The sequence below is a fragment of the Stenotrophomonas sp. 99219_Sma genome, assembly GCF_056480785.1.
Map to the genome: position 1 here is coordinate 371,232 of NZ_CM151117.1, position 22,000 is coordinate 393,231.

Consider the following 22,000-nt stretch of genomic DNA (forward strand, 5'->3'; position numbering starts at 1 on the left):
TCGCTAGAATGCCGGGCTTGTAAACGTTTTCATCAAGGACTGCCGGTGGCCTCCGATCGCATCGAATCCCTCATTGCCCAGATGACCGTCGAGGAAAAGGTCGGCCAGCTGGGTGTCTTCGCGGACATGGTCCGCCCGTTCGCCCCGGACGTGAACCCGGAAGCCAACGTGCGCAATGCCGACCAGGTGCTGCAGCAGGTGCGCGAGGGCAAGGTCGGTTCCCTGTTCAACGGCGTGGGCGCCGAGCTGGGCCGCCGCATCCAGCAGGTCGCCACCGAAGAGAGCCGCCTGGGCATTCCGGTGATCCTGGCCGCCGACGTCATCCACGGCATGCGTACCGTGTTCCCGATCCCGCTGGGCGAGGCCGCCAGTTTCGAGCCGGAGCTGGCCGAGCGCACCGCACGCGCCACCGCCATCGAAGCCACCGCTGCTGGCCTGCACTGGACCTATGCGCCGGCCGTGGACATCGCCCGCGACCAGCGCTGGGGCCGTGGCGCCGAAGGTGCCGGTGAGGACGTGGTGCTGGGGTGTGCGTTCGCCGCCGCCCGCGTGCGCGGCTTCCAGGGCAGCGACCTGCGCGCTGCCGATTCGCTGCTGGCCACGCCGAAGCACTTCGCCGCCTATGGCGCGGTGATGGCGGGCATGGAATACAACATGGTGGACATCTCGCCGCAGACCCTGCGCGACGTGCACCTGCCGCCGTTCAAGGCTGCGTTCGACGCCGGCGCGATCACCGTGATGTCCTCGTTCAACGACATCAACGGCGTGCCGGCCAGCGCCAACGCCGAACTGCTGACCGACATCCTGCGCGGTGAGTGGAAGTTCCCGGGCGTGGTGATCTCCGATTACACCGCCGACATGGAACTGGTCGCGCACGGTTATGCCGCCGACGACCGCGATGCCACCGCCAAGGCGTTCACCGCCGGCCTCGACCTGAGCATGCAGAGCGGCTTCTACGCCGAGCACCTGCCGGGCCTGGTCGAGAGCGGCGAGGTGCCGATGGCGGTGCTGGATGAAGGCGTGCGCCGCATCCTGTGGCTGAAGGAAACCATCGGCCTGTTCGACGACCCGTACCGTTCGCTGGACCCGGCGCGCGAAGCCGATACCTCGCACATTGCCGCACATGACGCGCTGTCGCGCGATGCGGCGCGTCGTTCGATCGTGCTGCTGAACAACCGTGACAGCGTGCTGCCGCTGCAGAAGACCGGGCAGAAGATCGCGCTGATCGGTCCGTTCGTGCAGGACCGCGAGAACATTGAAGGCTGCTGGACGCTGTTCGGCGACAAGCAGCGCTACGTGGATCTGGAAACCGGCGTGCGCGCCGCCATCGGCGATGAAGCGCTGCTGGAAATCGTGCCGGGTTGCGATCTGGAAGCCGCGATTCCGGGCGGTACCGAAGCGGCCGTGGCCGCCGCGCTGCGCGCCGATGTGGTGGTGCTGGCGCTGGGCGAACCGCAGCGTTACAGCGGTGAAGCGCAGTCGCGCGTGGAGATCACCCTGCCGCCGGCACAGCAGGCGCTGGCCGAGGCAGTGGCGATGACCGGCAAGCCGCTGGTGGTGCTGCTGCGCAATGGCCGCGCGCTGGCGCTGCAGGGCGCGGTGCGCAATGCACAGGCCGTGGCGGTGACCTGGTACCTGGGCACCCAGACCGGCCATGCCGTGGCCGATGTGCTGTTCGGCGACTACAGCCCGTCCGGCCGACTGCCGGTCAGCTTCCCGCAGGTGTCCGGCCAGCAGCCGTACTTCTACAATCACCCGCGCACCGGCCGCCCGGAACTGCCGACGATGTCGGAGTTCAAGGCCCGCTGGCGCGAGATTCCGAACGAGCCGCTGTACCCGTTCGGGCATGGCATCGGCTACACCACCTTCGCCTACGGTGCGCCGCAGCTGAGTGCGGCGCAGCTTGGCTGGGACGACAGCCTGACCATCACCACCACGCTGACCAACAGCGGCGACGTGGCCGGCGAGGAAGTGGTGCAGCTGTACATCCACGACCGCGTGGCCAGCCGCGTGCGTCCGGTGCGCGAACTGAAGGACTTCCGCAAGGTGGCGCTGCAGCCGGGCGAGTCGACCGAAGTGGTGTTCACCCTGACCCGCGAGCAGTTGGCGTTCACCGGCCGCGACGGCGTGCTGCGTGCTGAGCCGGGCCAGTTCGATGTGTGGGTGTGCGCGTCTTCGGCCGCCGGTGAGGCGGTGCAGTTCGAGCTGCTGAAGGCCTGATCGAGAAAAAGGGGACGGAGGGGATTAAGTCGTTTGTGCCATAAACGACTTAATCCCCTCCGTCCCCTTTTTTGTTGTCCTCACTGCGGCGGCGCTACCATCGGTGTTCTTGAATCGATGGATGCCTGCGCATGCGCATGATCGCTGTGTTGATTCCCGCCCTGTTTCTGGCGGCCTGTTCGCAGCCGCCGGCCGAGCCTGCGGCGGATGCACCGCCGCCGATGGAGGCCAGTGTTGCGGCGACGCCTGCGGCTGAACCGGCGAAGGCTGCTGCCGAGCCGGCCGGCGCCGCACCGACGGATGCGCCCGCGGAAGACGCGCGTGCACGCATTGAGACGCTGCTCGGCGACGCCGCGCAGTACGAGAAGGTGTTCAATGCGTTCAAGACCGCGGTGGTCGGCGGTGATCGCGCTGCGGTGGTGGAGGAAGTGCGCTTCCCGCTGAATATCGCTAACGGAAGGAAGATCACCGGCCCCGGTGAGTTCCAGCGCAACTACGAGAAGATCATCACCCCGGCGGTGGTCAAGGCGGTGTCCGAACAGGACTTCGGCAAGGTCTTCGTCAACCACCAGGGCGTGATGATCGGTGATGGCCAGGTGTGGTTGAACGGGCAGTGCCTGGACCAGGCTTGCACGAAGACCGAGGTGAAGGTCATCACCATTCAATGAACGCAGACGGCCCCGCGTGCGGGGCCGTTGCGGGAAAACGTGCCGGCCAGCGGCCGGCACTACCATCCTGTCAGGTTTTCGGGGTGAGCTTCAGCAGGCGCGCCTTGTTGCCGTCTTCCAGCAGCCACAGTGCGCCATCCGGGCCCTGTTCCACTTCGCGGATGCGCTCGCCCATGTTGAAGCGTTCGGCTTCGCGCGCGCTGTCACCATCGAATGCCACGCGCACCAGCGAGGTGGAGGACAGGCCACCGATGAAGCCGCTGCCCTTCCACTGCGGGAACAGGTTCCCGCTGTAGATCACGAAGCCGGCCGGCGAGATGACTGGCGTCCAGGTCACCTTCGGGGCGGCGAACTCCGGGCGGGTATCGTGGTCGGGAATCGGGCGGCCGTCGTAGTGGTTGCCGTTGGAGACGATCGGGTAGCCGTAGTTGGCGCCGCGCACGATCAGGTTCAGCTCGTCGCCGCCGGCCGGGCCCATCTCGTGCGCCCACAGCTTGCCGTTGGCATCGAAGGCCATGCCGAGGATGTTGCGGTGGCCCAGCGACCACACCTGCGCGGCCACGCCGCCCTGCGAGGCGAACGGGTTGTCGGCCGGTAGACTGCCATCGTCGTTGAGGCGGATGATCTTGCCGAGGTTGCTGCCCATGTCCTGCGCCGGATCGAACTTCTGGCGCTCGCTGGAACTGATCCACAGCTTGCCGTCCGGGCCGAAGACGAGGCGGTGGCCGTAGTGGCCCTCGCCACTGACCTTGGGCGTCTGTCGCCAGATCACCTTCAGGTCCTTCAGCTCACCGCCACCCTTGGCATCCAGCGCCAGCGTGGCGCGTGCGACGGCAGCGCCACGGGTGTCCAGCGTGCCTTCCTCGGCATAGCTGAGATAGATCACGTGGTTGCTTGCGAACTGCGGGTGCAGGATCACATCGCCGAAACCACCCTGGCCACCGTAGGCGACCTTCGGAACGCCGGTGATCTCGTGTTTTTGGCCGCTGGCCAGGTCCAGATGCTGCAGCTTGCCGCGCTTTTCGGTGACCAGCAGGCTGCCATCGGGCAGGAAGGTCATCGCCCAGGGCTGATCGAAGCGGCTGACTTCGGTGGCGGTGAACGGGCGTTGATCGGCGGCGGTGGATGCCGTGGCCGTGGCTTGGGTGCCGCTGGCGGCCGGGTCGGCGGCGTTGCAGGCGGAGGTGGCGAGGATCGGCACCAGGCCGAGGGCGAGCAGCAGGGGTATGCGGGTCATGGGTATCTCCAGGGCGGGGATGCGGATGGCCAGGCCCTCCCTTGTATACCACTTGCACGGTCATCGTCGTGGCCCGAAGGTCCCGCGCCCCCTGTGCGGCGGCAGCGGGATCGTCTAGGGTGGGCACGCCCGGGCAAAGCGTGCCCGCCTCTGCCTGCCAAGGATCTGCAATGAGCACAGCCATGCCCCACAAGCCGTCCACTGCCTTCATCGCCGCCTCCTGGGTGGCCCTGCTGCTGGGTGCGGCGGCCTACCTGATCGGCCTGTTCAACGCCACGATGGCGCTCAACGAGAAGGGCTACTACCTGACCCTGCTGCTGTTCGGCCTGTTCGCGGCGGTGTCGCTGCAGAAGAGCGTGCGTGACCGCGTCGAGGGCATTCCGGTCAGTGGCCTGTACTACGCGCTGTGCTGGTTCGCGCTGCTGTCGGCGCTGATGCTGCTGCTGGTCGGCCTATGGAATGCCACCCTGGCGCCGAGCGAGAAGGGCTTCTACGGCATGGCCTTCGCGCTGTCGCTGTTCGGTGCGGTGGCGGTGCAGAAGAACACCCGCGACCTGATCGCCGCCGGTGGCGGTGAAAGCAAGCGCAGCACGGCCGTGCCGCCGCTGCCGGAACAGGAGTGATGCAGCAACGGTAGCGCCGGGCCATGCCCGGCGTTGCCGCATATCGGGTCCGTCAGGGGCCGCGTGCCAGGCGCGGTTCCACCTGCTGCGCTTCCTCCCAGCCACGGCGCACGGCACTGCGTGCCTGCGCCCAGTCCAGGCGGCTGCGGCCGCGTTCGCTGGCCCAGCGTGATTCCAGCTCGCGTTCCACTTCCTCGTAGGCGCGGATCATGTCCTGCGCACGTGCGGCGTGGCCGATGCGGTAGGCCGGCTCATAGTCCTCGAAGAACAGCTGGTCGTCGTAGTACGGCTCGGCCGTGTAGCGTTCGCGCCAGTAGTTACTGACCGCATCGCGCGGTGTGCTGTCGTCCGGTACGCGGCCGGGAATCTGGTACTCGGTCATGGAAGGGCTCCGTTGTGGACGAAACCTGATCGTGCCTGCGAGGCGGTTAACGGCCCGGTCCGGCAGCGTGATCGCCAGATCAATCCGCCGGGCATGGCCCGGCGCTCCGCTCACCCGGCGTCGGCATCCTTGCGCGGCAGCTTGTAGATCACCGCGCCGATGGCAAACGCGACCAGTGCAGCGGCAATGTTCTGCCAGCTCGCACTGGCGAACAGCGCAACGCACAGCAGCAGCGCCAGCACTGGAATAAGCGGGCCACCGGGCAGCTTCAATGCACCGGGGCGGTCGGCGTAGCGCTTGGCCAGTACCAGCACTGCCGCGGCGGTACCGATGTAGGCGAACAGGCGCGTGGTCATCGACAGCAGCGCCAGCTGCACGAACGAACCCGACAGCGCCAGGCCGAGTGCGATCAGGCCCTGGCACAGAATCGATGCGGCCGGCGTATGGAAGCGCGGATGCACCTGCGCCAGGATCTTCGGCCCGTAGCCATCGCGCGCCAGCGCGAACAGGAAGCGCGGGCCCATCATCATCGTGTTGCTGTTGGTGCCGAGGATGGAAATGGTCGCGCCCACGGTCAGGATCAGCGCCAGTGCCTCACCACCGAAGCCTGCAGCGGCGTCGGCCAGCGGCGTGGCCGAGTTGGACAGCCCGGCCAGCGTGCCCTGCGCCACCACCTGCACCGCTCCATAGATGACGGTGACGGTGATGATCATGGTGATCAGTGCGAACGGAATATCGCGGCGTGGGTTGCGGTACTCGCCGGCCGCAGCCGGGATGTTCTCGAAGCCCGCGTAGGCGTACAGCAGCAGCAAGGCGGCTTCACCCATGCGCTGCAGGTCGTGCGGGTCCGGGCGCTGGCCGGAGAACACCAGCTGCGGATCGATGTAGAACGCGCCGATGGCCACGAACAGCAGCAGCGGCAGCATCTTGCCGATCACCAGCACCACGCCGGTACGCGCAGCCGAGCGCACGCCGATGATGTTGACGCCGGTGAGGAAGCCCAGCGACACCACGATCACTGCGATGCGGCCCATGCCGGCGCCGGCCCACGGCCAGAAGCGCGCGACCGCATCGGCCAGTGCATTGCTCAATGCGGCCGCCGAGCTGATGCGGGTCAACCAGATCATCCAGCCGATCTCGAACCCGGCAAATCGCCCGAACGCCTCACGGGCATACAGGTAGCTGCCACCGGGTTCATCGAAGTAGCTGGCGGCCTGCGCGTAGCACAGCACCAGCAGGGCAACGACGATGCCGGCGGCGACCACGCCCCACAGGCTGAAGGGGCCGAGCAGGGCGACGGTGGCGGCCGGCAGCAGGTAGATGCCGCTGCCGATCACATCGTTGATCGACAGGCCGACGATCTGCCAGCGGCTGACCGCGCGCTGCAGCTGCGGTTCGTCCTGCGCGCTCAACGGGCGTCTCCGCTCAGTGCGGGCAGCTGCCACTGGGCCTGCAGGCGCTTGTACTCGGCGCGCGGCAGCAGCACGAAGCGCGGCGTATCCTGCGGGCGCAACCAGTCCAGCAGGGCCTGCATGCGCGCCTGCGGCATGGCGGTGCAGCCGGCCGTGGCCTCGCCGGGCTGGCGCCACAGGTGGGCGAAGATGCAGCTGCCCTTGCCGGGCTGGTTGTCCGGGTTGTGGGCGATGACGAAGCCTTCCCGGTAGCGCACGTCGCCCTTGTTGTGCAGGTCCAGCCGCATCGGCTCGGTGGAGCCCTTGACCGCTGCACTGCCGACCTTCTTTTCATCCACGATGCGGTTGTAGAACGGAGAGCCGGGCACATCCATGCAGTAGCTGCTGTCCAGCATCGGCTGGTAGGGCATGGCGGTGCCGGGGCGTGTAACGGCATAGCCGAACGCGCTGCCCAGCGCGAACACGCCGGCCGGGCTGCGGCCATCGCCTTCCTGTTTCTGCGGGCCGTCGGCCTGCGCCGGATGCAGGCCCAGCCCCCAGGCGCTGCCGGTACGGCCGAGCGCCACCGGGAACGCCTGCCCATGCGCATGCCAGCCGTTGCCATCGCGCACATAGGCCTGCAGTTGCCCCTCGGTGCTGTCCCAGCTTTCGCTGGTGACCACGATCAGCTGGCGCGCGCCATCCAGCGGCGCGGCGTGGGTGGACATCGCTGCAGCAAGCAGCACGGCAGTGGTGGCAAGGCGGACCAGCGATTTCATCAACGTGCGCTCCGGTCAGGAATCCAGCAGGTGGTCGATCCGCTCCAGGTTCACCGCCAGTTGCTGCTTGCGGTCCGGATTGGCGTGGCAGAGCAGCACGAACAGGAAATCGAGCAGCGCGTGCATGGCGCTACGGTACAGCAGCTGCGCGACCTGCGGCGTGCGGTCGTGCGCACACACCACCAGCGTTGCATCGGCATGCGCGCGCAGCGGGTTGGCGGTGTGGCGGGTGATGGAAATCACCTTGCCACCCATGTCCTGGAACTGCCGCGACAGCTGCGAGAGCTGGGGCAGGTTGCCGAACTCGGAGAACATCAACAGCGCGTCACCGGGGCGCGCGGCCGACAGGTTGGCCAGCATCAGGATCGGGTCGGTATGCGGCACCACCAGCAGGCCGAGCAGCGACAATCGCATGGCGAACTCACGCGCGTACAGGCCGTCGTCACCCAGGCCGTACACGAACAGCTTCGGCGCGCCGTCGAGCAGCTGCACGATGCGCTCGATTTCCCCGCGCGGGTTGGCCTGGCGGGTTTCCTCTTCGGCTTGTGCCTTGCTGCGGCGCAGGGCCTCGCCCAGGCGCAGGTAGTCATCGCCGCTGTCGGGTTCGCTGGGCGCCTGCTGCGGGTCGGCACCGGCGCGAGCCACATCCTGGCCGATCGAGTACTTCAGGTCCGGGTAGCCCTTGAAGCCGAGCTTCTGGCTGAACTTCACCACGCTGGACTGGCTGATGCCCAGAGCGCTGGCCAGCTGCTGGGACGAGTAGTCGCGCAGCAGGTGGGCGTTGTCGAGAATGAAGTCGGCGATGCGACGCTCGATGGCCGACATCTGCCCGCGCTCGGAGCGGATCTTCAGCAGGGGCGGCATGCGGGGAGTCCGGGCATGTGTAGGCGCATTGCGGTTGGTCGCGTAGAGCGTGTCATGGAGTGGGCCGGGCGGGTGCCAGACGCGAGGGGGGTACGGGGTAGAGCAGAAGCAGGAGCATCCACGCATGGCGTGGATCTACCGGGGCGCGGCCCTTGTAGAGTCGAGCCATGCTCGACTGCGCGGTTCAACCCAGCATCTCCAGCCCGCGCACTTCGGTGATGCCCAGCCCCGGCACGTCGCTGATGCTGATCTCCGATTCATTGAAATGCACGCCCCCGCTGACCGGGTCGAACTGGCCCAGCGACGGGCCGTCCAGATCGACCTTGGTGATCACATCGCTCTTGGCCACCGCCAGGTGCACGGCCGCGGCCACGCTGATGCTGGATTCGATCATGCAGCCGATCATGCAGGGCACGCCGTAGATACCGGCGATGTCGGCGATGCGGATCGCGTTGGACAGGCCGCCGGTCTTCATCAGCTTGATGTTGATGATGTCGGCCGCGCGCTGCTGGATCAGGTCCATCACCTGGCTCGGGCTGAACACGCTTTCGTCGGCCATCACCGGCGTGTTGACGCGGTCGGTCACGTACTTCAGGCCACTGATGTCGGCGGCCTTTACCGGCTGCTCCAGCAGTTCCAGCACCACGCCGGCTTCTTCCAGCGTGCGCATTGCGTGCACGGCCTGCTTGGCGGTCCAGCCCTGGTTGGCGTCCAGCCGAAGAAGGGCGCGGCCTTCCACGGCGGCGTGGATCGCCTTGACCCGTTCGATGTCCAGACCGATGTCCTTGCCGACCTTGATCTTCAGCGACTCGAAGCCGCGTTCGATCGCCGACAGCGAATCGGCCACCATCTTGTCGATGTAGTCCACGCTGATGGTGATGTCGGTGGTGATCACCGGGTCGCCGCCGCCCAGCATCTGGTACAGCGGCGCGCCATGCAGCTGTGCCCACAGGTCGTACAGCGCGATCTCCACCGCCGCCTTTGCGCTGGTGTTGCGCTCCATCGCGGTCTGCACCAGACCGCACAGGCGATTGAGGTTGGCCACGTCCTGGCCGATCAGGCGCGGCGCGATGAAGTGACGGATCGCTTCGATGATCGAGCCGTGGGTATCACCGGTGATCACCGCGGTGGCCGGCGCTTCGCCGTAGCCGGTGTGGCCGGTGTCGGTGCGGACCAGCACCACCACATCTTCCACGGTTTCCACCGTGCGCAGGGCGGTCTTGAACGGTGTTTTCAGCGGCACGCGCAGCATGCCCAGTTCGATGGCAGTGATCTTCATTCAGGGGGTCTTGGCACGCAGGCGTTGGATGTTGGTGATGCGGTCGATGTAGCGGACGCTGTCGCTGGCCATCATCGGCTCCAGCGGGGTGACCGAAACACCATTGAGATGGGCCTGCACGCGCTTGCCGTCGGCACCGAACCAGCTGCCGCCCGCCGTATCGTGGATCACCCAGGTGCGGCCGTCGACGTGGCCGATGGCCATCATCACGTGGCCGGGGATGTAGACCAGATCGCCCACCTGCAGATCGGTGACGGCGCGGTCGCGCACGTCCTTGCCGTCCTTGCCGGTGAACGGTACGCGGTCCAGCGCCGGGCTGACCGCCTGCGCGCTGGTATTGCGCGGTAGAAGCACGCCGAAGCTGCGGTAGATCTCGGAAACGAAACCGCTGCAGTCGCGGGTGTCGTAGTCGTGGCCCCAACCGTAGCGCTCGCCGAGGAACTTGAACGCCTGCTGCAGCAGCAGGCGTGGGGTCAGCGGCAGGTAGTCGGCGGCGGTGTCCTGCGAGCGCGGCAGCAGCGCCGGTACCAGTTTCAACCGGCCATCGGCCTCGCGTACTGGCAGCTGAACCACCCACGCGGCGTGCGCCTGCTGGCCGTTCACCGGCTCTGACGCCGGCCAGTCGGCCAGCACCGGCAGGCGCACGCCCATGTCCAGCTGCAGGCGCGAGACGCGCGGTTCTTCCGGGGTGTAGGCAGTCTGCGCGGTGGCGCCGGTGATGATCCGGTACGGTCCCTTCGCGCCGTAGCCGAGCACCGTGGCCTTGTCGCCGCTGGCGATGGCATCGGCCTCGATCCACGCGCTGTAGCGCTCGCTGTGCACGAACAACCAGCGGCCGTCGGCACTGCGATGGACCACCGCGACCTTGTCGCCGGGGAACAGCGCCGATTCCTGGAAGCGATCGATGTCGGTGTCACCGACGCTGCTGAAGACGCGCTCGCGGGTGGGGAAAGTACGCAGTGCAGCGCGCTTCACCACCAGCCCGTATTGCGGTGTCGTCTGCGCGGGAATGGACTGCAGGCCCAGATTGGCTTCGGTCGCGCTGCGCAGTGCCGGCGCAACGGCCTGGCCCTTGTCGTTGTACAGAGTGCGGGTGGGCCAGCTCGACAGCGAGGTGATGCTGGCGCGCACCGCCGCCGCATCAAGCTGCGCGGGTAGTGCGGCGATGTCCTGGATGTGGCTGTCCTGTGACCGCATCCGTGCGTTCTGTGCCTCGATCTGGCTGCGGTCCAGGATCGGCACATCGGCGTTGTCCAGGCGCGCGGCCCAGTACTGGGGGGTGAGGTAGGCCTCGTGCAGGCCGATCACATAGGGCAGCGGCGCGCCGGGATCAGGCCTCGGGGAAGCGAGTGCGAAGGCCGGTGCGGCCAGCAGGCACAGGGCCAGGGTCAACCGGCGCGGCCAATGCCGATGCCGTTCGCGGGAAGCCAGGATCATGCGCTGCACACCCTCCTCGAATGCCTGTTGGAATATTTATTCCTTTCGGCGTCGAAAGCAAGAATAAATTATTGACCGGTCTCCCGGCCCGTGTTACACAGCCGTTACCACCCGCGCTGGGGAAGTGTCGCTGTGGATCCTGCCGTTCGCAAACCACGTCTGCCTGCCACTGCCGGCCTGTGTGCCGCGCTGCTGCTGTGCGCGTGGTCGGCGGGAGCGGAGCCGCCACCCTCGGCCATCCAGTTTGCGCGGGTCGTGCAGATGATCGACGCGGGACGGTTCTCCGAAGCCGGCAGCGAACTGAACACCTGGTCGGCTTCGGACGCGGCGGAGCCTGGCGTCAGTTTCGACGACATCGCGTTCCAGGAAGAGCGCATGCGCCGCATCCGCCTGGATTTTTCCCTCGACGAAGCCGCCACCAAGTCTGCCGTGCGCCGCTGGATTCCCGACCTGACCGACGAGGAATTCGCGCGGTGGGATCAGCTCGGCCTGATTGAGCATCTCGACATCGATGGCACGCGTTGGTATTTCAAGCGCGCACCGTCGAACCTGTTCCTGCTCAGCGATGAGGCACGCGCACGCCGCCGCGCGGATGCACCGATGTCGCCTCCGGGCCCGAACGAAGTGCTCAACGCGCACCACGCACGCGTGCTTGCCGCAGCCGAACAGAGTGGCCAGGCGTCGGTACTGCCGCAGCGCATTGAATTCACCCAGTCGCTCACAGTGAAAGCCGATGCCGTCCCGGCCGGCGAAACCGTGCGCGCCTGGATTCCCTACCCGCGCGAAATTCCTGGCCAACAGGAGCGCGTGCAGTGGATGGGCAGCACCCCCGGCAGGGCGCGCGTGGCGCCAGCCAGCACCCTGCAGCGCACGGCCTATCTGGAAGCCAAAGCGGTGGCTGGGCAGGCGACCCGCTTCGAGGTCCGCTATGCGGTCACGATCCTGGCCCGGCATACCGCGATCGATCCGGCCAAGGTGCAGCCGACACCGGCCGATCCGGCGCTGAAACCCTACCTGGCCGAGCAGCTGCCGCATGTGCGCTTCACGCCGGCGCTGAAGCTGTTTTCCGACCAGGTGCTGCAGGGGGAAACCCGCCCGTATGAAGTAGTGCGCAGGCTGTACGCCGCGGTCGACCGCATCCCGTGGGCGGGCGCCCGCGAATACTCCACTCTCAGCAACCTCAGCGATCATGCCCTGCGTGCCGGACATGCCGACTGTGGGCAGCAGACCCTGCTGCTGATCGCGCTGCTGCGTATGAACGGCATTCCCGCACGCTGGCAGTCGGGCATGGTGTTCTCCGGCGATGGCAGTGGTTACAACAACCTGCATGACTGGGGGCAGGTCTACCTGGCGCCGTATGGATGGCTGCCGATGGACGTGACCACCGGCGCACTGGCCAGCGACGTGCCGGCCCTGCGCGATTTCTACCTGGGTGGCCTCGACGGCTACCGCATCGCCTTCAACGACGATTTCGGCCAGGCCCTGGTGCCGGCCAAGCAGCACTTCCGCTCGGAAACGGTCGACTCGCAGCGCGGCGAGGCCGAGTGGGCTGGCGGCAACCTGTACTTCGACCAATGGAACTACGACTTCCAGTGGCGGGTACTGCCAGCCGGGCAACGCTAGCGCGACACATCGCACTCCACACCATTCAATTCTTGCAGGAGAGAGCAGGGGATGAAGGCTTACAGCATCAAGCGGGCGGCGTTGTGCGTCGCCCTTGGGGCGTGTCTGGGCGTAGTGCTGCCCGGCATCGCGATGGCACAGAACGTGAGCGGTGCAGTCGCCGGCCGTGCAACCGCCGGTGACCAGGTGACCGTGGTCAGCAGCAGCACCGGCCTGACCCGTACCGTCACCGTAGGCGCCGATGGCAGCTACCGCCTCGGCCAGCTGCCGGTGGGCGACTACCAGCTGCAGCTCAGTCGCGATGGCCAGAAGCTGGGCGATCAGGTATCGGTGAGCGTTGCCGTTGGCGGTACCACCACGGTCAACCTGGGCAGCGGCGGCGGTGTCACCAACCTGGATGCACTGCAGGTGGTTGGCACCCGCGTGGTCAACCGCGTGGATGTGTACTCCACCGAAACCTCGTTCAACATCAACCGCCAGGAGATCTCGCGGCTGCCGGTGGCGCAGGATCTGTCCGCGGTCGCGCTGATGGCGCCGGGCGTGGTCGGCGGCAACTCGTCATTCGGAGGCCTGTCGTTCGCCGGCTCATCGGTGGCCGAGAATGCGGTCTTCATCAACGGCCTGAATGTCACCGACATGTATACCCGTCGTGGCTTCAGTACCGCGCCGTTCGCCTTCTTCAAGGAATTCCAGGTCAAGACCGGTGGCTACTCGGTCGAGTTCGGCCGCTCCACCGGTGGCGTGATCAATGCGGTGACCCGTTCGGGCAGCAACGAGTTCGAAGGCGGCGTTGAAGTCACCGCCGAGCCCAGTGCGTGGCGCGCCAGTGGCGGCGATCATTTCCACCGCGACGGCACCCCGCATTCCTACGGAAGCCGCGATAACAACTCTTTCCTGAAGACCAACGTCTGGGGCTCGGGGCCGATCGTCAAGGACAAGCTGTTCCTGTTCGCGATGTATGAGGACCGCAGCGACAAGGGCCACAACACCTCGTCCGATGGCAGTACCTGGTTCAAGAACGATTCCGGCAATGGCTTCTGGGGCACCAAGCTGGACTGGAACATCAACGACAACCACAGCCTGGCGCTGCTGGCGTTCTCCGACGAAGGTGACGTCACCAACGCCTCGTATGGCTACAACTGGAACGCAGACCAGCTCGGTGCATGGGGCGGTGATTCGGTCACCGAGACGGGTGGTCGCAACTGGTCGGCCACCTATACCGGCCACTTCGGCCAGAACTTCACCGCCCGCGCCATGGTCGGCCAGAACAACCAGCGTGCGTTCACCAATTCGTCGCTGGATCAGGCGTGCAGCCCGGTGTTCACCGACAGCACCTACGGTCCGCGCCTGGGCAAGCTGCAGGGCCTGCGCGCCGGCTGCCATCCCACCGGTACAGCGGTGGCCGAGCGCGATGACACCCGCGACGTGGCCCGCCTGGACTTCGAGTGGCAGCTGGGCGACCACCTGCTGCGCTTCGGCGTGGACCGCGAGCTGATGACCACCGACCAGTCCACCCGCTACCCGGGACCGACCGCGCTGAGCTATACCGCCTACGTCGCGCGGCCCGGAGATGAAGTGTGGGACGGCGCCAACGCCTATGTTCCGGCCGGCGTCACCGAGATGCTGCGCGCACGCAACCGCCAGTCCGGCGGCAAGTTCGAGACCGAGGCCAACGCGTTCTACCTGGAAGATATCTGGAACATCACCCCGAACCTGATGCTCAACCTCGGTGTGCGCTGGGACCGTTTCGAGAACCGCACCGCCGCCGGCAAGGCGTTCATCAAGATGGACGACCTGATCGCACCGCGCGTCGGCTTCTCGTGGGACATGCGCGGTGATGGCAGCACCAAGCTGTTCGGCAATGCAGGCCGCTACTACCTGCCGGTGACCAACAACATCAACGTGAACTTCGCCGGTGGCCTGACCGACGAGTACAGCTACTACGTGCTCAACGGCTGGGAGCAGAAGACCTCGCCGACGGGCTCGCCGTACATGGCACCGATCGTCGGCCAGCAGATCGGGCCGACCGACACCCGCATGAACACCGGTGGTGCCGATCTGCGCCAGAGCGTGGACCGCGACCTGAAGGCGGTCTACCAGGATGAGTACATCCTCGGCTTCCAGAACATGATCAACCAGGCCTGGTCGTGGGGCGTCAATGCTACCTATCGGCGCATGACCCGCGCGCTGGATGACATCCGCATCAACTACACCCCCTGTGGCCCGACCCCGAGCACGCTGTGGCCGATCGCCAACCCGGGCGAGAGCCTGACGATCTGGGGCGACAAGAGCATCGGCTGCGCCAATGAAGGCTGGATCACCATCGATACCGCCAACAGCGGCTACCGCAAGGGCGGCAGTGGCGAGGTGATCGGTTATTCCAAGCCCAAGCGCACCTACAAGGCGCTGGAGTTCCAGATCGACCGTGCATGGGACGAGAAGTGGATGCTCAACGCGTCCTACCTGTGGTCGAAGAGTGAAGGCAACTTCGAAGGACCAGTGAACTCCGATACCAACTACGGTGATACTGGCATGGTCCAGTTCTGGGACCACCCCGCCACCAACGAGCGCTACGGCGTACTGTTCAACGACTTCCGCCACCAGTTCAAGCTGCGAGCTGCGTACGCACTGAACAAGCAATGGTCCTTCGGCACCACGTTGCAGGTGCAGTCCGGTGGCCCGATCACTGCGTATGGCGTGATGTGGCCAAACGACTCCATCGCCGGTGGCAGTACCTCCAGTGAAGGTAGTGGCGGTGGCACCGGTTGGCTGTGCGTGGCCAACTGCTCCGGCCCATACAACCAGCGACAGTTCGAGTACAGTCCGCGCGGCGCGTTCGGTCGCCTGCCATGGACGTGGACCATGGGCGCCAATGTGACGTGGCGTTTGCCGGTGGAAGGCATCGACCTCAGCGCACGGCTGTCGGTCTACAACCTGTTCAACAATCAGAAGACCATCAACGTGCACCAGCGCTATGAAGCGCAGCCCGGCCAGTACCGCGAGGCGACGTTCGCCACCGGGACGCGCTGGCAGGCTCCGCGCTATACACAGTTGGTGGTGACCTGGAATTTCTGAGGCTGCATCCCGTGCCGTCCGTGTGGGCGGCGCGGGCATTGGAAGGGAAGCGTGCATGCATCATCTGCTGATCCTCGCAGCGGCACTGGCCGCACCCTCCGCTTCGGCGGTCGATACCGCATCCATCGATGCCGATGTCGCCGCCGTGGTCCAGCATGAGCACCTGCCCGGGCTGGCCATGGCGGTGGTCGAGAATGGGCACGTGGTCTATCGCCATGCCGAGGGCGCGCGCGGTGATGGCGGCCGCATCGACGAGGACACGCTGTTCAAGATCGCCTCCAACAGCAAGGCGATGACCGGCGCGTTGCTGGCGCGGCTGGTGCAGCAGGGCAAGCTGCGCTGGGACGATCCAGTGCAGCGGCACCTGCCCGGTTTCCGCATGCATGACGCATGGGTGGGCCGGCAGATGCAGGTGCGCGATCTGCTGATCCACAACAGCGGTCTCGGCCTGGGCGCTGGCGACCTGATGCTGTGGCCGGAACCGAACACGTTCACCCGCGCCGACATCATTGCCGGACTGGCGCACTTGAAGCCGGTCAGCAGCTTCCGCAGCCACTATGCCTACGACAACCTGATGTACGTGGTGGCCGGCGAAGTGGCCGCTGCGGCGGGTGGCAAATCGTACGACCAGTTGATGCGCGAGCAGGTGTTTGAACCACTCGGTATGACGCGCTGCCAGGTGGGGGCCTGGTCGGTGAAGCGCGTAGGCAACGTCGCGCAGCCACATGCCTGGCGTGGTGATCGCAATGAGGTGGTGAACGCCGACGGTGCCATCAGCCCGGACCTGCCGTCGATGGCGGCCGGAGGCATCCGCTGTTCGCTGCGTGACATGACGCGCTGGATGCAGGTACTGCTGGATCCTGCCGTGGTGCCGGACTGGTTGGACAGTGAACAGCGCAGCACGTTGTGGACATTGCACATGCCGATGCCGCTGGGTGAGCGCCAGCGGCGCTGGGACAACGCGCATTTCTACGGCTACGGCTATGGCTGGCGCGTTTCTGACATGGATGGGCAGTGGAAGGTGGCACACACCGGCACGCTGTCAGGGATGTACTCGTCGCTGGCGCTGCTGCCCGACCGCAAGGTGGGTGTGGTGATGCTGATCAATGGCGAAGGCGAGGATGCGCGTACCGCGTTGATGCAGGCCGCGCTGAAGCGCTTCACCGCAGCGGACGATGCGCGGCCTGCGATGGAGTACCTGGCCGAATTGAAGGCAGACCAGGCAACGCGGGCGGCGACCGGCCATTCGCGGCCGTCCACCGTTGCGGCGCAGGAGACGAGCCGCACGGATCTGCCGCACTGGCAGGGCCGTTACCGCGATCCGTGGCTGGGCCCGGCCTCACTGTGCCCGGGCGCGGACGGCGGCCTGCACTTCAGCGTGGACAAGTCGCCCCGACTGCAGGCCACGGTGCTGCAGTTGCAGGGGCGTTGGCTGCTGCGCTGGGATACGCTGGGCGAAGACGCACAGGCTTGGCTGCAGCCCGGTGACGGTGCACCGCCCACACTGGACCTGCGTGCCATCGATCCGGACATCGACTTCAGCTATGACTTCCAGGACCTGCATTTCACTCGTACTGGCGACTGCCCTGGCAGCGAGCGCCAGCGCCGCTGAGCCGCCGCGTGTTTCGCCGGCCACTGATGCCGCCAGCGCCGGATTCGTGGAGATCCGCACGTTATCGCCAGGCATCGAGATGGACATCCGCTACGCCGGCGCCAACAACTTCACCGGCGCGCGCGTGCCGGGTTACGAGGCGCCGTCCTGTTACCTGCTGGCGCCGGTGGCGAAGGCACTGGCACAGGTGGAACAGGACCTGCGTGCGGATGGCTTTGGCCTGCGCCTCTACGACTGCTACCGGCCGGTGCGTTCGGTGCAGGCCTTCATGGCCTGGGTGAACGATCCGCGCGAGCGCTCGCGCAAGGCTCTGCAGTACCCGGATCTGGACAAGCCACGGCTGCTGGCCGACGGCTACATCGCCGAGCGCTCCGGCCACAGTCGCGGTGCCACGGTGGATCTGGGGCTGCTGGATTGCGGCAGTGGTGCATGTAGGCCGATGGACATGGGTACCGACTTCGATTTCTTCGGGCCACGCGCGCATACGCAGACGAGCGGGCTGAGCGCTGCGCAGCAGGCGAACCGCAAGCAGCTGGTGCAGGCGATGGCACGCCGTGGTTTCGTCAACTATCCGCAGGAGTGGTGGCACTACACCCTGCAGCCCGAACCGGACCCGGGCACCGAATACGACGTCCCCGTGCGGTAGGGACATCGGCAGAGGGGCGCCGCTGTTGGTAGGTGTCGACCTTGGTCGACACGGTAGATCCACGCCATGCGTGGACGCCTTTCGTTCAATCATCGGAGTACTCGATTTCGATGGAGATTTCATCCACGCATGGCGTGGATCTACCGTGGCCACCAGATCGGGTCCGGGGCAGATCCCTTACACTGGCCGCCATCCCACCGTTGCCCACCCGATGAACCTTCCCCTGCACTTCGGCCTGCTCGGCACCCTCGAAGCGGGCGCCATCGCCCTGCTGGTCGGGCTGCTGGTGTACTTCCTGTGGTCGCAGCTGTGCCGCCTCCTGCACTGGACGGTCGGCCACGCGATCGGCTGGTCCTGCGTCATCGCCGTGATCATCTCCGCCGGCATCGATGCCTGGAAGCTGTTCTACATGGGCATCGTGCGTCTGGAGTCGCCGCTGTATGCGCGTCTTTTCCTCGCCACCATCCACGATCCGAACGAACTCGGCAGCCGCGTGGTGCTGGAAATCGCCGGTGCGCTCGCCGGTGTTGCCCTCGGCTGGGTGGTGTTCAGTTCGCGGTCATCGGCTCAGAACGTCGACTGACGCAGGTTTTTCGTTGATTGCCGGTTAAATCCAGCAGCGCTGAATGCGCATCTTATGAGCTGCTCACTCGCTGCTAACCACCGCGCTAAAGCATGCGCGTAGGCGAGTGGTTAATCGTGCGTGTTGACGCCGGTCGCGAGGCAAAATCGATTCAGAAAGGCGGTGGCAGGGTAGGTGCCGTGCGGAGACAACACGCCGCGCAACACCACCCAATTGGTAGGAGACACCCCTGATGACTATTCGCAACCGCAAGCCCCTGATCGCCCTGATCGTCGCCGCCGGCAGCGTGCTGGCCATTCCGGCGATGGCCCAGTCGGCCAAGCAGCAGGCCGCGCAGGCACAGAACGAGGCCGCACAGGCACAGCAGTCTGCAGCGCAGGCAGGGCAGGCCGCTGACCAAGCGACCAACGCGGCCGCGGCGGCATCGGCGCAGGCCAATGGCGGTGGCCAGACCTGGGCCAGCATCGATACCGATGGCAACGGCACCATCAGCAAGACCGAGGCGCAGGTGAACGCAGGCCTGGCCCAAGTGTTCGACCAGGCCGATACCAACAAGGACGGCGAACTGAGCGCCGACGAGTACAAGGCCTACGTGGCCGCCCAGCAGGCCGGTGCAGGTGCCGGCGCGGCGCAGGGCCGCTGATCCACGCCTGATTCGGGAAGACCGGTGCATGGGGACCCGGGCGGCTGCGGCCGCCCGGGTTTTTATCGTCACCAGCACCCCTGTATCCTTGTGCGATGAACACCCCCACGCCTGCGCCGTCGCGCGCCATCGGCCTGGTCGGTTTTGACGGTGACGATACGCTGTGGAAGAGCGAGGACTACTACCGCAAGGCCGAGCAGGATTATCTTGACCTGCTGTCGCGCTACGTCGACGTGCATGACACGCAGACCGCGCGCCACCTGCTGGAAGTGCAGCAGCGCCACCTAGGCACCTTCGGTTACGGCGTGAAGAGCATGACGCTGTCGATGATCGAAGCGGCCATCGACATCACCGGCCAGCGCATCGAGGCCAAGGACATCCAGCGCATCCTGGACATCGGCCACGACACCCTGCGCCACCCGGTCGAACTGATCGACGGTGTGCGCGAAGCGGTGGCGGCCATCGCCGAGCACTACCCGGTGGTGCTGATCACCAAGGGCGACCTGTTCCACCAGGAAGCCAAGATCAAGGTCGCCAACCTGGCCGAGCTGTTCCCGCGCATCGAGATCGTCTCGGAGAAGGACCCGGAAACCTACGCCCGCGTGCTGGCCGAATTCGACCTGCCGATGCAGCGCTTCGTGATGGTCGGCAACTCGCTGCGCTCGGACATCGAGCCGGTGGTGACCCTGGGCGGCTGGGGCGTGCATACGCCGTACGCAGTGACCTGGGCCCACGAGACCCAGCACGGGGTGGCCGACGATGAACCGCGCATGGTCACCGCCGATACCGCCCACGACTGGCCGGCCGCACTGGCGGCGATCGAGGCCAAGGCCTCGGCGGCGGCCTGACAGGACCCGGCGGCTGCGGCAGAATCGGGGCATGAACGTCCGACTGCGCGCGCTGTTGTTGTCCTTGCTGCTGGTGCCGGCCACCGTGCTGGCCCAGCAGACCGCCGAGCGTTCGGCGGCCTACACGGTGGAAACCGGTGACCGCTGGGTCGATGCCCAGCTGCAGGACATCAACCACTACGCCGAACGCTACCCCGACGCCTTCCTCGACGAAGTGTCGCGCTATGCCGAGGTGCCGCGCGGTTACATCAGCGCGCTGTTCACCACCCATGGCTGGCAGGCCGGGGATATCTACTTCGCCTGCTTCTGGGCCAAGGCCAGCGGCCAGACCTGCCGCGACAGCGTGCGCGCCTTCAGCCAGGACCCGGAGGGCGGCTGGGAGGCGGTGGTGAAGCGCATGCCGGCCAAGCCGGACAACCTGCATTACCGCGCCGTGCGCCATGCCATCGTGGCCAGCTACCAGCACTGGGACCGGCCGATCACCCTGGATGCCACCCTGAGGCGCCAGCTCAAGCGGTAGTGCCGCCCGCTGGCCGGCAGCTGCATCATTCCAGGCATCCCGAGGTTGCCGGCCAGCGGCCGGCACTACCGATTTCCTTCATGTTGCTCTGCATATCGCCGCGGCCCCGCGCTCCGGCGACAATACGGGTTCGAGCTGTTCCCCGTTCCCGTAATCGAGTGACTGATGAGCGCCTCTTTCGTTTCGCCTGATGTGATCCGCCGCCTGTTCGCGCAGGCCATGTCCCGCATGTACCGCACCGAAGTGCCGCTGTACGGCACGCTGGTGGAACTGGTGGAGCGGATCAACGCGCAGGTGCTTGACCAGGACCCTGCGCTGGCCGCGCAGCTGCAGCGCAACGACGAGCGCGCGCGCCTGGATGAAGAGCGCCACGGCGCGATCCGGGTCGGCACCGTGCAGGAACTGGCCACGCTGCGCCGCCTGTTCGCGGTGATGGGCATGTACCCGGTGGGCTACTACGACCTGTCCGTGGCTGGCGTGCCGGTGCACTCCACCGCGTTCCGCCCGCTCACCGGCGCCGCGCTGGCGCAGAACCCGTTCCGCGTGTTCACCTCGCTGCTGCGCCTGGAGCTGATCGAAGACGAAGCGCTGCGTGCCGAATCGGCAAAGATCCTTGCACGTCGCCGCATCTTCACCGAGGGCGCGCTGGCGCTGATCGAGCAGGCCGAGCGTGACGGCGGGCTGTCGCAGGCCGATGCCGAGCGCTTCGTCGATGAAGCACTGGAAACCTTCCGCTGGCACGGCGATGCCACCGTCGATCTGCCGACCTACCACGCGCTGCACAACGCGCATCGCCTGGTGGCCGACGTGGTCAGTTTCCGTGGCCCGCACATCAACCATCTGACGCCGCGTACGCTGGATATCGACGCTGCGCAGGCCGCGATGATCGAACACGGCATGGCCGCCAAGGCGGTGATCGAAGGCCCACCGCGCCGTGCCTGCCCGATCCTGCTGCGCCAGACCAGTTTCAAGGCGCTGGAAGAAGCCGTGCATTTCCCGGACAACGAAGGTGGCGATGCCGGTACGCATACCGCGCGCTTCGGCGAGATCGAACAGCGTGGCCTTGCGCTGACCCCGAAGGGCCGCGCGCTGTACGACCAGCTGCTGTCGCAGGCCCGTGATGCCGGTGGCGAAGGCAGTACCGGCGGCGACTACGGCCAGCGCCTGCAGGCGGTGTTCGCCAGCTTCCCGGATGACCATGACACGCTGCGCCAGGAAGGCCTGGGCTATTACCGCTACCAGCTGACCGATGCCGGCCGCGCCGCGCCGGAGCGCGTGGCCGATCTGCCCGCCGAAGTGCTGGTGGCCGCCGGCCTGGCCACCGCCGACCCGATCGTCTACGAGGATTTCCTGCCGGTCAGTGCCGCGGGCATCTTCCAGTCGAACCTGGGCGGTGAAGAACAGCGTGCCTATGCCGCACATGCCAACCGCGAAGCCTTCGAGCAGGCGCTGGGCGTGGCGGTGAATGACGAGTTCGAGATCTACGAGCGGCTGCAGGCCGAATCGCTGGCGAGCCTGCGCACCGCGTGAAGGTAGAGCCGGCCGCTGGCCGGCTGTTCTGGGGAGCCGG

The 22,000-nt window shown here is 66.6% G+C and carries 19 protein-coding genes; 12 read left to right on the forward strand and 7 right to left on the reverse strand.

The genetic code is table 11. The annotated features are described in order from the left end of the window. Nucleotides 1–45: 45 nt before the first annotated feature. Entirely contained in the window at nucleotides 46–2,220 is a 2,175-nt protein-coding gene (locus tag ACZK13_RS01675) for a glycoside hydrolase family 3 N-terminal domain-containing protein (RefSeq protein ID WP_253144966.1), read from the forward strand. Nucleotides 2,221–2,351: 131 nt separating this feature from the next. Next, nucleotides 2,352–2,888 carry a hypothetical protein gene (locus ACZK13_RS01680; protein ID WP_253144963.1) on the forward strand — a complete coding sequence of 179 codons (537 nt, stop codon included), beginning with the start codon at nucleotides 2,352–2,354 and terminating at the stop codon, nucleotides 2,886–2,888. Between the two features lie 70 nt (nucleotides 2,889–2,958). On the opposite strand, the gene ACZK13_RS01685 is transcribed toward ACZK13_RS01680, so the two are convergent. Then, nucleotides 2,959–4,125: a PQQ-dependent sugar dehydrogenase gene (locus ACZK13_RS01685; protein ID WP_253144962.1), complete on the reverse strand. Its 1,167-nt coding sequence runs from the start codon at nucleotides 4,123–4,125 to the stop codon at nucleotides 2,959–2,961. A gap of 170 nt (nucleotides 4,126–4,295) precedes the next feature. On the opposite strand from ACZK13_RS01685, the gene yiaA reads away from it, so the two are divergent. Next, nucleotides 4,296–4,748: an inner membrane protein YiaA gene (gene yiaA, locus ACZK13_RS01690; protein WP_180838570.1), complete on the forward strand. Its 453-nt coding sequence runs from the start codon at nucleotides 4,296–4,298 to the stop codon at nucleotides 4,746–4,748. A gap of 52 nt (nucleotides 4,749–4,800) precedes the next feature. On the opposite strand, the gene ACZK13_RS01695 is transcribed toward yiaA, so the two are convergent. From ACZK13_RS01695 to ACZK13_RS01720, 6 genes are all read right to left on the reverse strand, one after another. Then, a complete protein-coding gene (locus tag ACZK13_RS01695) occupies nucleotides 4,801–5,130 on the reverse strand; it encodes a hypothetical protein (RefSeq protein WP_032130379.1) in 330 nt (109 codons plus the stop codon). A 110-nt stretch (nucleotides 5,131–5,240) separates the two neighbouring features. Continuing rightward, entirely contained in the window at nucleotides 5,241–6,542 is a 1,302-nt protein-coding gene (locus ACZK13_RS01700) for an APC family permease (RefSeq protein ID WP_478482177.1), read from the reverse strand. Continuing rightward, nucleotides 6,539–7,300, reverse strand: a complete 762-nt coding sequence (locus ACZK13_RS01705) for a L,D-transpeptidase family protein (RefSeq protein ID WP_293796620.1) — start codon at nucleotides 7,298–7,300, stop codon at nucleotides 6,539–6,541. Before ACZK13_RS01705 ends, ACZK13_RS01700 begins: the two co-directional genes overlap by 4 nt. Before the next feature lie 15 nt (nucleotides 7,301–7,315). Beyond that, on the reverse strand, nucleotides 7,316–8,164 hold the full coding sequence (locus ACZK13_RS01710) for a MurR/RpiR family transcriptional regulator (RefSeq protein WP_180838749.1): 849 nt from the start codon (nucleotides 8,162–8,164) through the stop codon (nucleotides 7,316–7,318). Nucleotides 8,165–8,348: 184 nt separating this feature from the next. Then, complete coding sequence (locus tag ACZK13_RS01715; RefSeq protein WP_253144942.1) at nucleotides 8,349–9,443, reverse strand: dipeptide epimerase; 1,095 nt, start codon at nucleotides 9,441–9,443, stop codon at nucleotides 8,349–8,351. Beyond that, nucleotides 9,444–10,880 (reverse strand): C40 family peptidase, encoded by a 1,437-nt coding sequence (locus ACZK13_RS01720; protein ID WP_180838751.1) that lies wholly within the window; start codon nucleotides 10,878–10,880, stop codon nucleotides 9,444–9,446. Between the two features lie 132 nt (nucleotides 10,881–11,012). Between ACZK13_RS01720 and ACZK13_RS01725 the strand changes: the two genes are divergently transcribed. The 9 genes from ACZK13_RS01725 to hglS all read left to right on the forward strand — a co-directional run bounded on the left by ACZK13_RS01725 (nucleotide 11,013) and on the right by hglS (nucleotide 21,960). Further along, the gene (locus ACZK13_RS01725; RefSeq protein WP_478482178.1) at nucleotides 11,013–12,503 is read left to right on the forward strand and encodes a transglutaminase-like domain-containing protein; all 1,491 of its coding nucleotides are present in this window, start codon (nucleotides 11,013–11,015) and stop codon (nucleotides 12,501–12,503) included. 51 nt (nucleotides 12,504–12,554) lie between these two features. Then, nucleotides 12,555–15,578, forward strand: coding sequence for a TonB-dependent receptor (locus tag ACZK13_RS01730; RefSeq protein WP_478482180.1), 3,024 nt, complete (start codon nucleotides 12,555–12,557; stop codon nucleotides 15,576–15,578). Between the two features lie 55 nt (nucleotides 15,579–15,633). Beyond that, complete coding sequence (locus ACZK13_RS01735) at nucleotides 15,634–17,190, forward strand: serine hydrolase domain-containing protein (protein ID WP_478482181.1); 1,557 nt, start codon at nucleotides 15,634–15,636, stop codon at nucleotides 17,188–17,190. Further along, entirely contained in the window at nucleotides 17,123–17,836 is a 714-nt protein-coding gene (locus ACZK13_RS01740; protein ID WP_478482183.1) for a M15 family metallopeptidase, read from the forward strand. The genes ACZK13_RS01735 and ACZK13_RS01740 overlap by 68 nt, the downstream gene beginning before the upstream one ends. A 211-nt stretch (nucleotides 17,837–18,047) precedes the next feature. Beyond that, nucleotides 18,048–18,419, forward strand: coding sequence for a hypothetical protein (locus tag ACZK13_RS01745; RefSeq protein WP_032968343.1), 372 nt, complete (start codon nucleotides 18,048–18,050; stop codon nucleotides 18,417–18,419). 232 nt (nucleotides 18,420–18,651) lie between these two features. Then, nucleotides 18,652–19,062, forward strand: coding sequence for an EF-hand domain-containing protein (locus ACZK13_RS01750; RefSeq protein WP_004139214.1), 411 nt, complete (start codon nucleotides 18,652–18,654; stop codon nucleotides 19,060–19,062). A 95-nt stretch (nucleotides 19,063–19,157) separates the two neighbouring features. Beyond that, nucleotides 19,158–19,910 (forward strand): HAD family hydrolase, encoded by a 753-nt coding sequence (locus ACZK13_RS01755; RefSeq protein ID WP_032130030.1) that lies wholly within the window; start codon nucleotides 19,158–19,160, stop codon nucleotides 19,908–19,910. Nucleotides 19,911–19,941: 31 nt separating this feature from the next. Further along, nucleotides 19,942–20,430: a hypothetical protein gene (locus ACZK13_RS01760; RefSeq protein WP_049400073.1), complete on the forward strand. Its 489-nt coding sequence runs from the start codon at nucleotides 19,942–19,944 to the stop codon at nucleotides 20,428–20,430. A gap of 165 nt (nucleotides 20,431–20,595) precedes the next feature. After that, nucleotides 20,596–21,960, forward strand: coding sequence for a 2-oxoadipate dioxygenase/decarboxylase HglS (gene hglS, locus ACZK13_RS01765; RefSeq protein ID WP_478482184.1), 1,365 nt, complete (start codon nucleotides 20,596–20,598; stop codon nucleotides 21,958–21,960). The last annotated feature ends 40 nt before the right edge of the window (nucleotides 21,961–22,000 follow it).

Bases quoted from the DNA above. Each gene is read 5' to 3' on its own strand.
- ACZK13_RS01680 (WP_253144963.1), top strand. From the start codon at position 2,352: ATGCGCATGATCGCTGTGTTGATTCCCGCCCTGTTTCTGGCGGCCTGT.
- ACZK13_RS01685 (WP_253144962.1), bottom strand. From the start codon at position 4,125: ATGACCCGCATACCCCTGCTGCTCGCCCTCGGCCTGGTGCCGATCCTC.
- yiaA (WP_180838570.1), top strand. From the start codon at position 4,296: ATGAGCACAGCCATGCCCCACAAGCCGTCCACTGCCTTCATCGCCGCC.
- ACZK13_RS01695 (WP_032130379.1), bottom strand. From the start codon at position 5,130: ATGACCGAGTACCAGATTCCCGGCCGCGTACCGGACGACAGCACACCG.
- ACZK13_RS01705 (WP_293796620.1), bottom strand. From the start codon at position 7,300: ATGAAATCGCTGGTCCGCCTTGCCACCACTGCCGTGCTGCTTGCTGCA.
- ACZK13_RS01710 (WP_180838749.1), bottom strand. From the start codon at position 8,164: ATGCCGCCCCTGCTGAAGATCCGCTCCGAGCGCGGGCAGATGTCGGCC.
- ACZK13_RS01715 (WP_253144942.1), bottom strand. From the start codon at position 9,443: ATGAAGATCACTGCCATCGAACTGGGCATGCTGCGCGTGCCGCTGAAA.
- ACZK13_RS01720 (WP_180838751.1), bottom strand. From the start codon at position 10,880: ATGATCCTGGCTTCCCGCGAACGGCATCGGCATTGGCCGCGCCGGTTG.
- ACZK13_RS01730 (WP_478482180.1), top strand. From the start codon at position 12,555: ATGAAGGCTTACAGCATCAAGCGGGCGGCGTTGTGCGTCGCCCTTGGG.
- ACZK13_RS01735 (WP_478482181.1), top strand. From the start codon at position 15,634: ATGCATCATCTGCTGATCCTCGCAGCGGCACTGGCCGCACCCTCCGCT.
- ACZK13_RS01740 (WP_478482183.1), top strand. From the start codon at position 17,123: ATGACTTCCAGGACCTGCATTTCACTCGTACTGGCGACTGCCCTGGCA.
- ACZK13_RS01745 (WP_032968343.1), top strand. From the start codon at position 18,048: ATGAACCTTCCCCTGCACTTCGGCCTGCTCGGCACCCTCGAAGCGGGC.
- ACZK13_RS01750 (WP_004139214.1), top strand. From the start codon at position 18,652: ATGACTATTCGCAACCGCAAGCCCCTGATCGCCCTGATCGTCGCCGCC.
- ACZK13_RS01755 (WP_032130030.1), top strand. From the start codon at position 19,158: ATGAACACCCCCACGCCTGCGCCGTCGCGCGCCATCGGCCTGGTCGGT.
- ACZK13_RS01760 (WP_049400073.1), top strand. From the start codon at position 19,942: ATGAACGTCCGACTGCGCGCGCTGTTGTTGTCCTTGCTGCTGGTGCCG.
- hglS (WP_478482184.1), top strand. From the start codon at position 20,596: ATGAGCGCCTCTTTCGTTTCGCCTGATGTGATCCGCCGCCTGTTCGCG.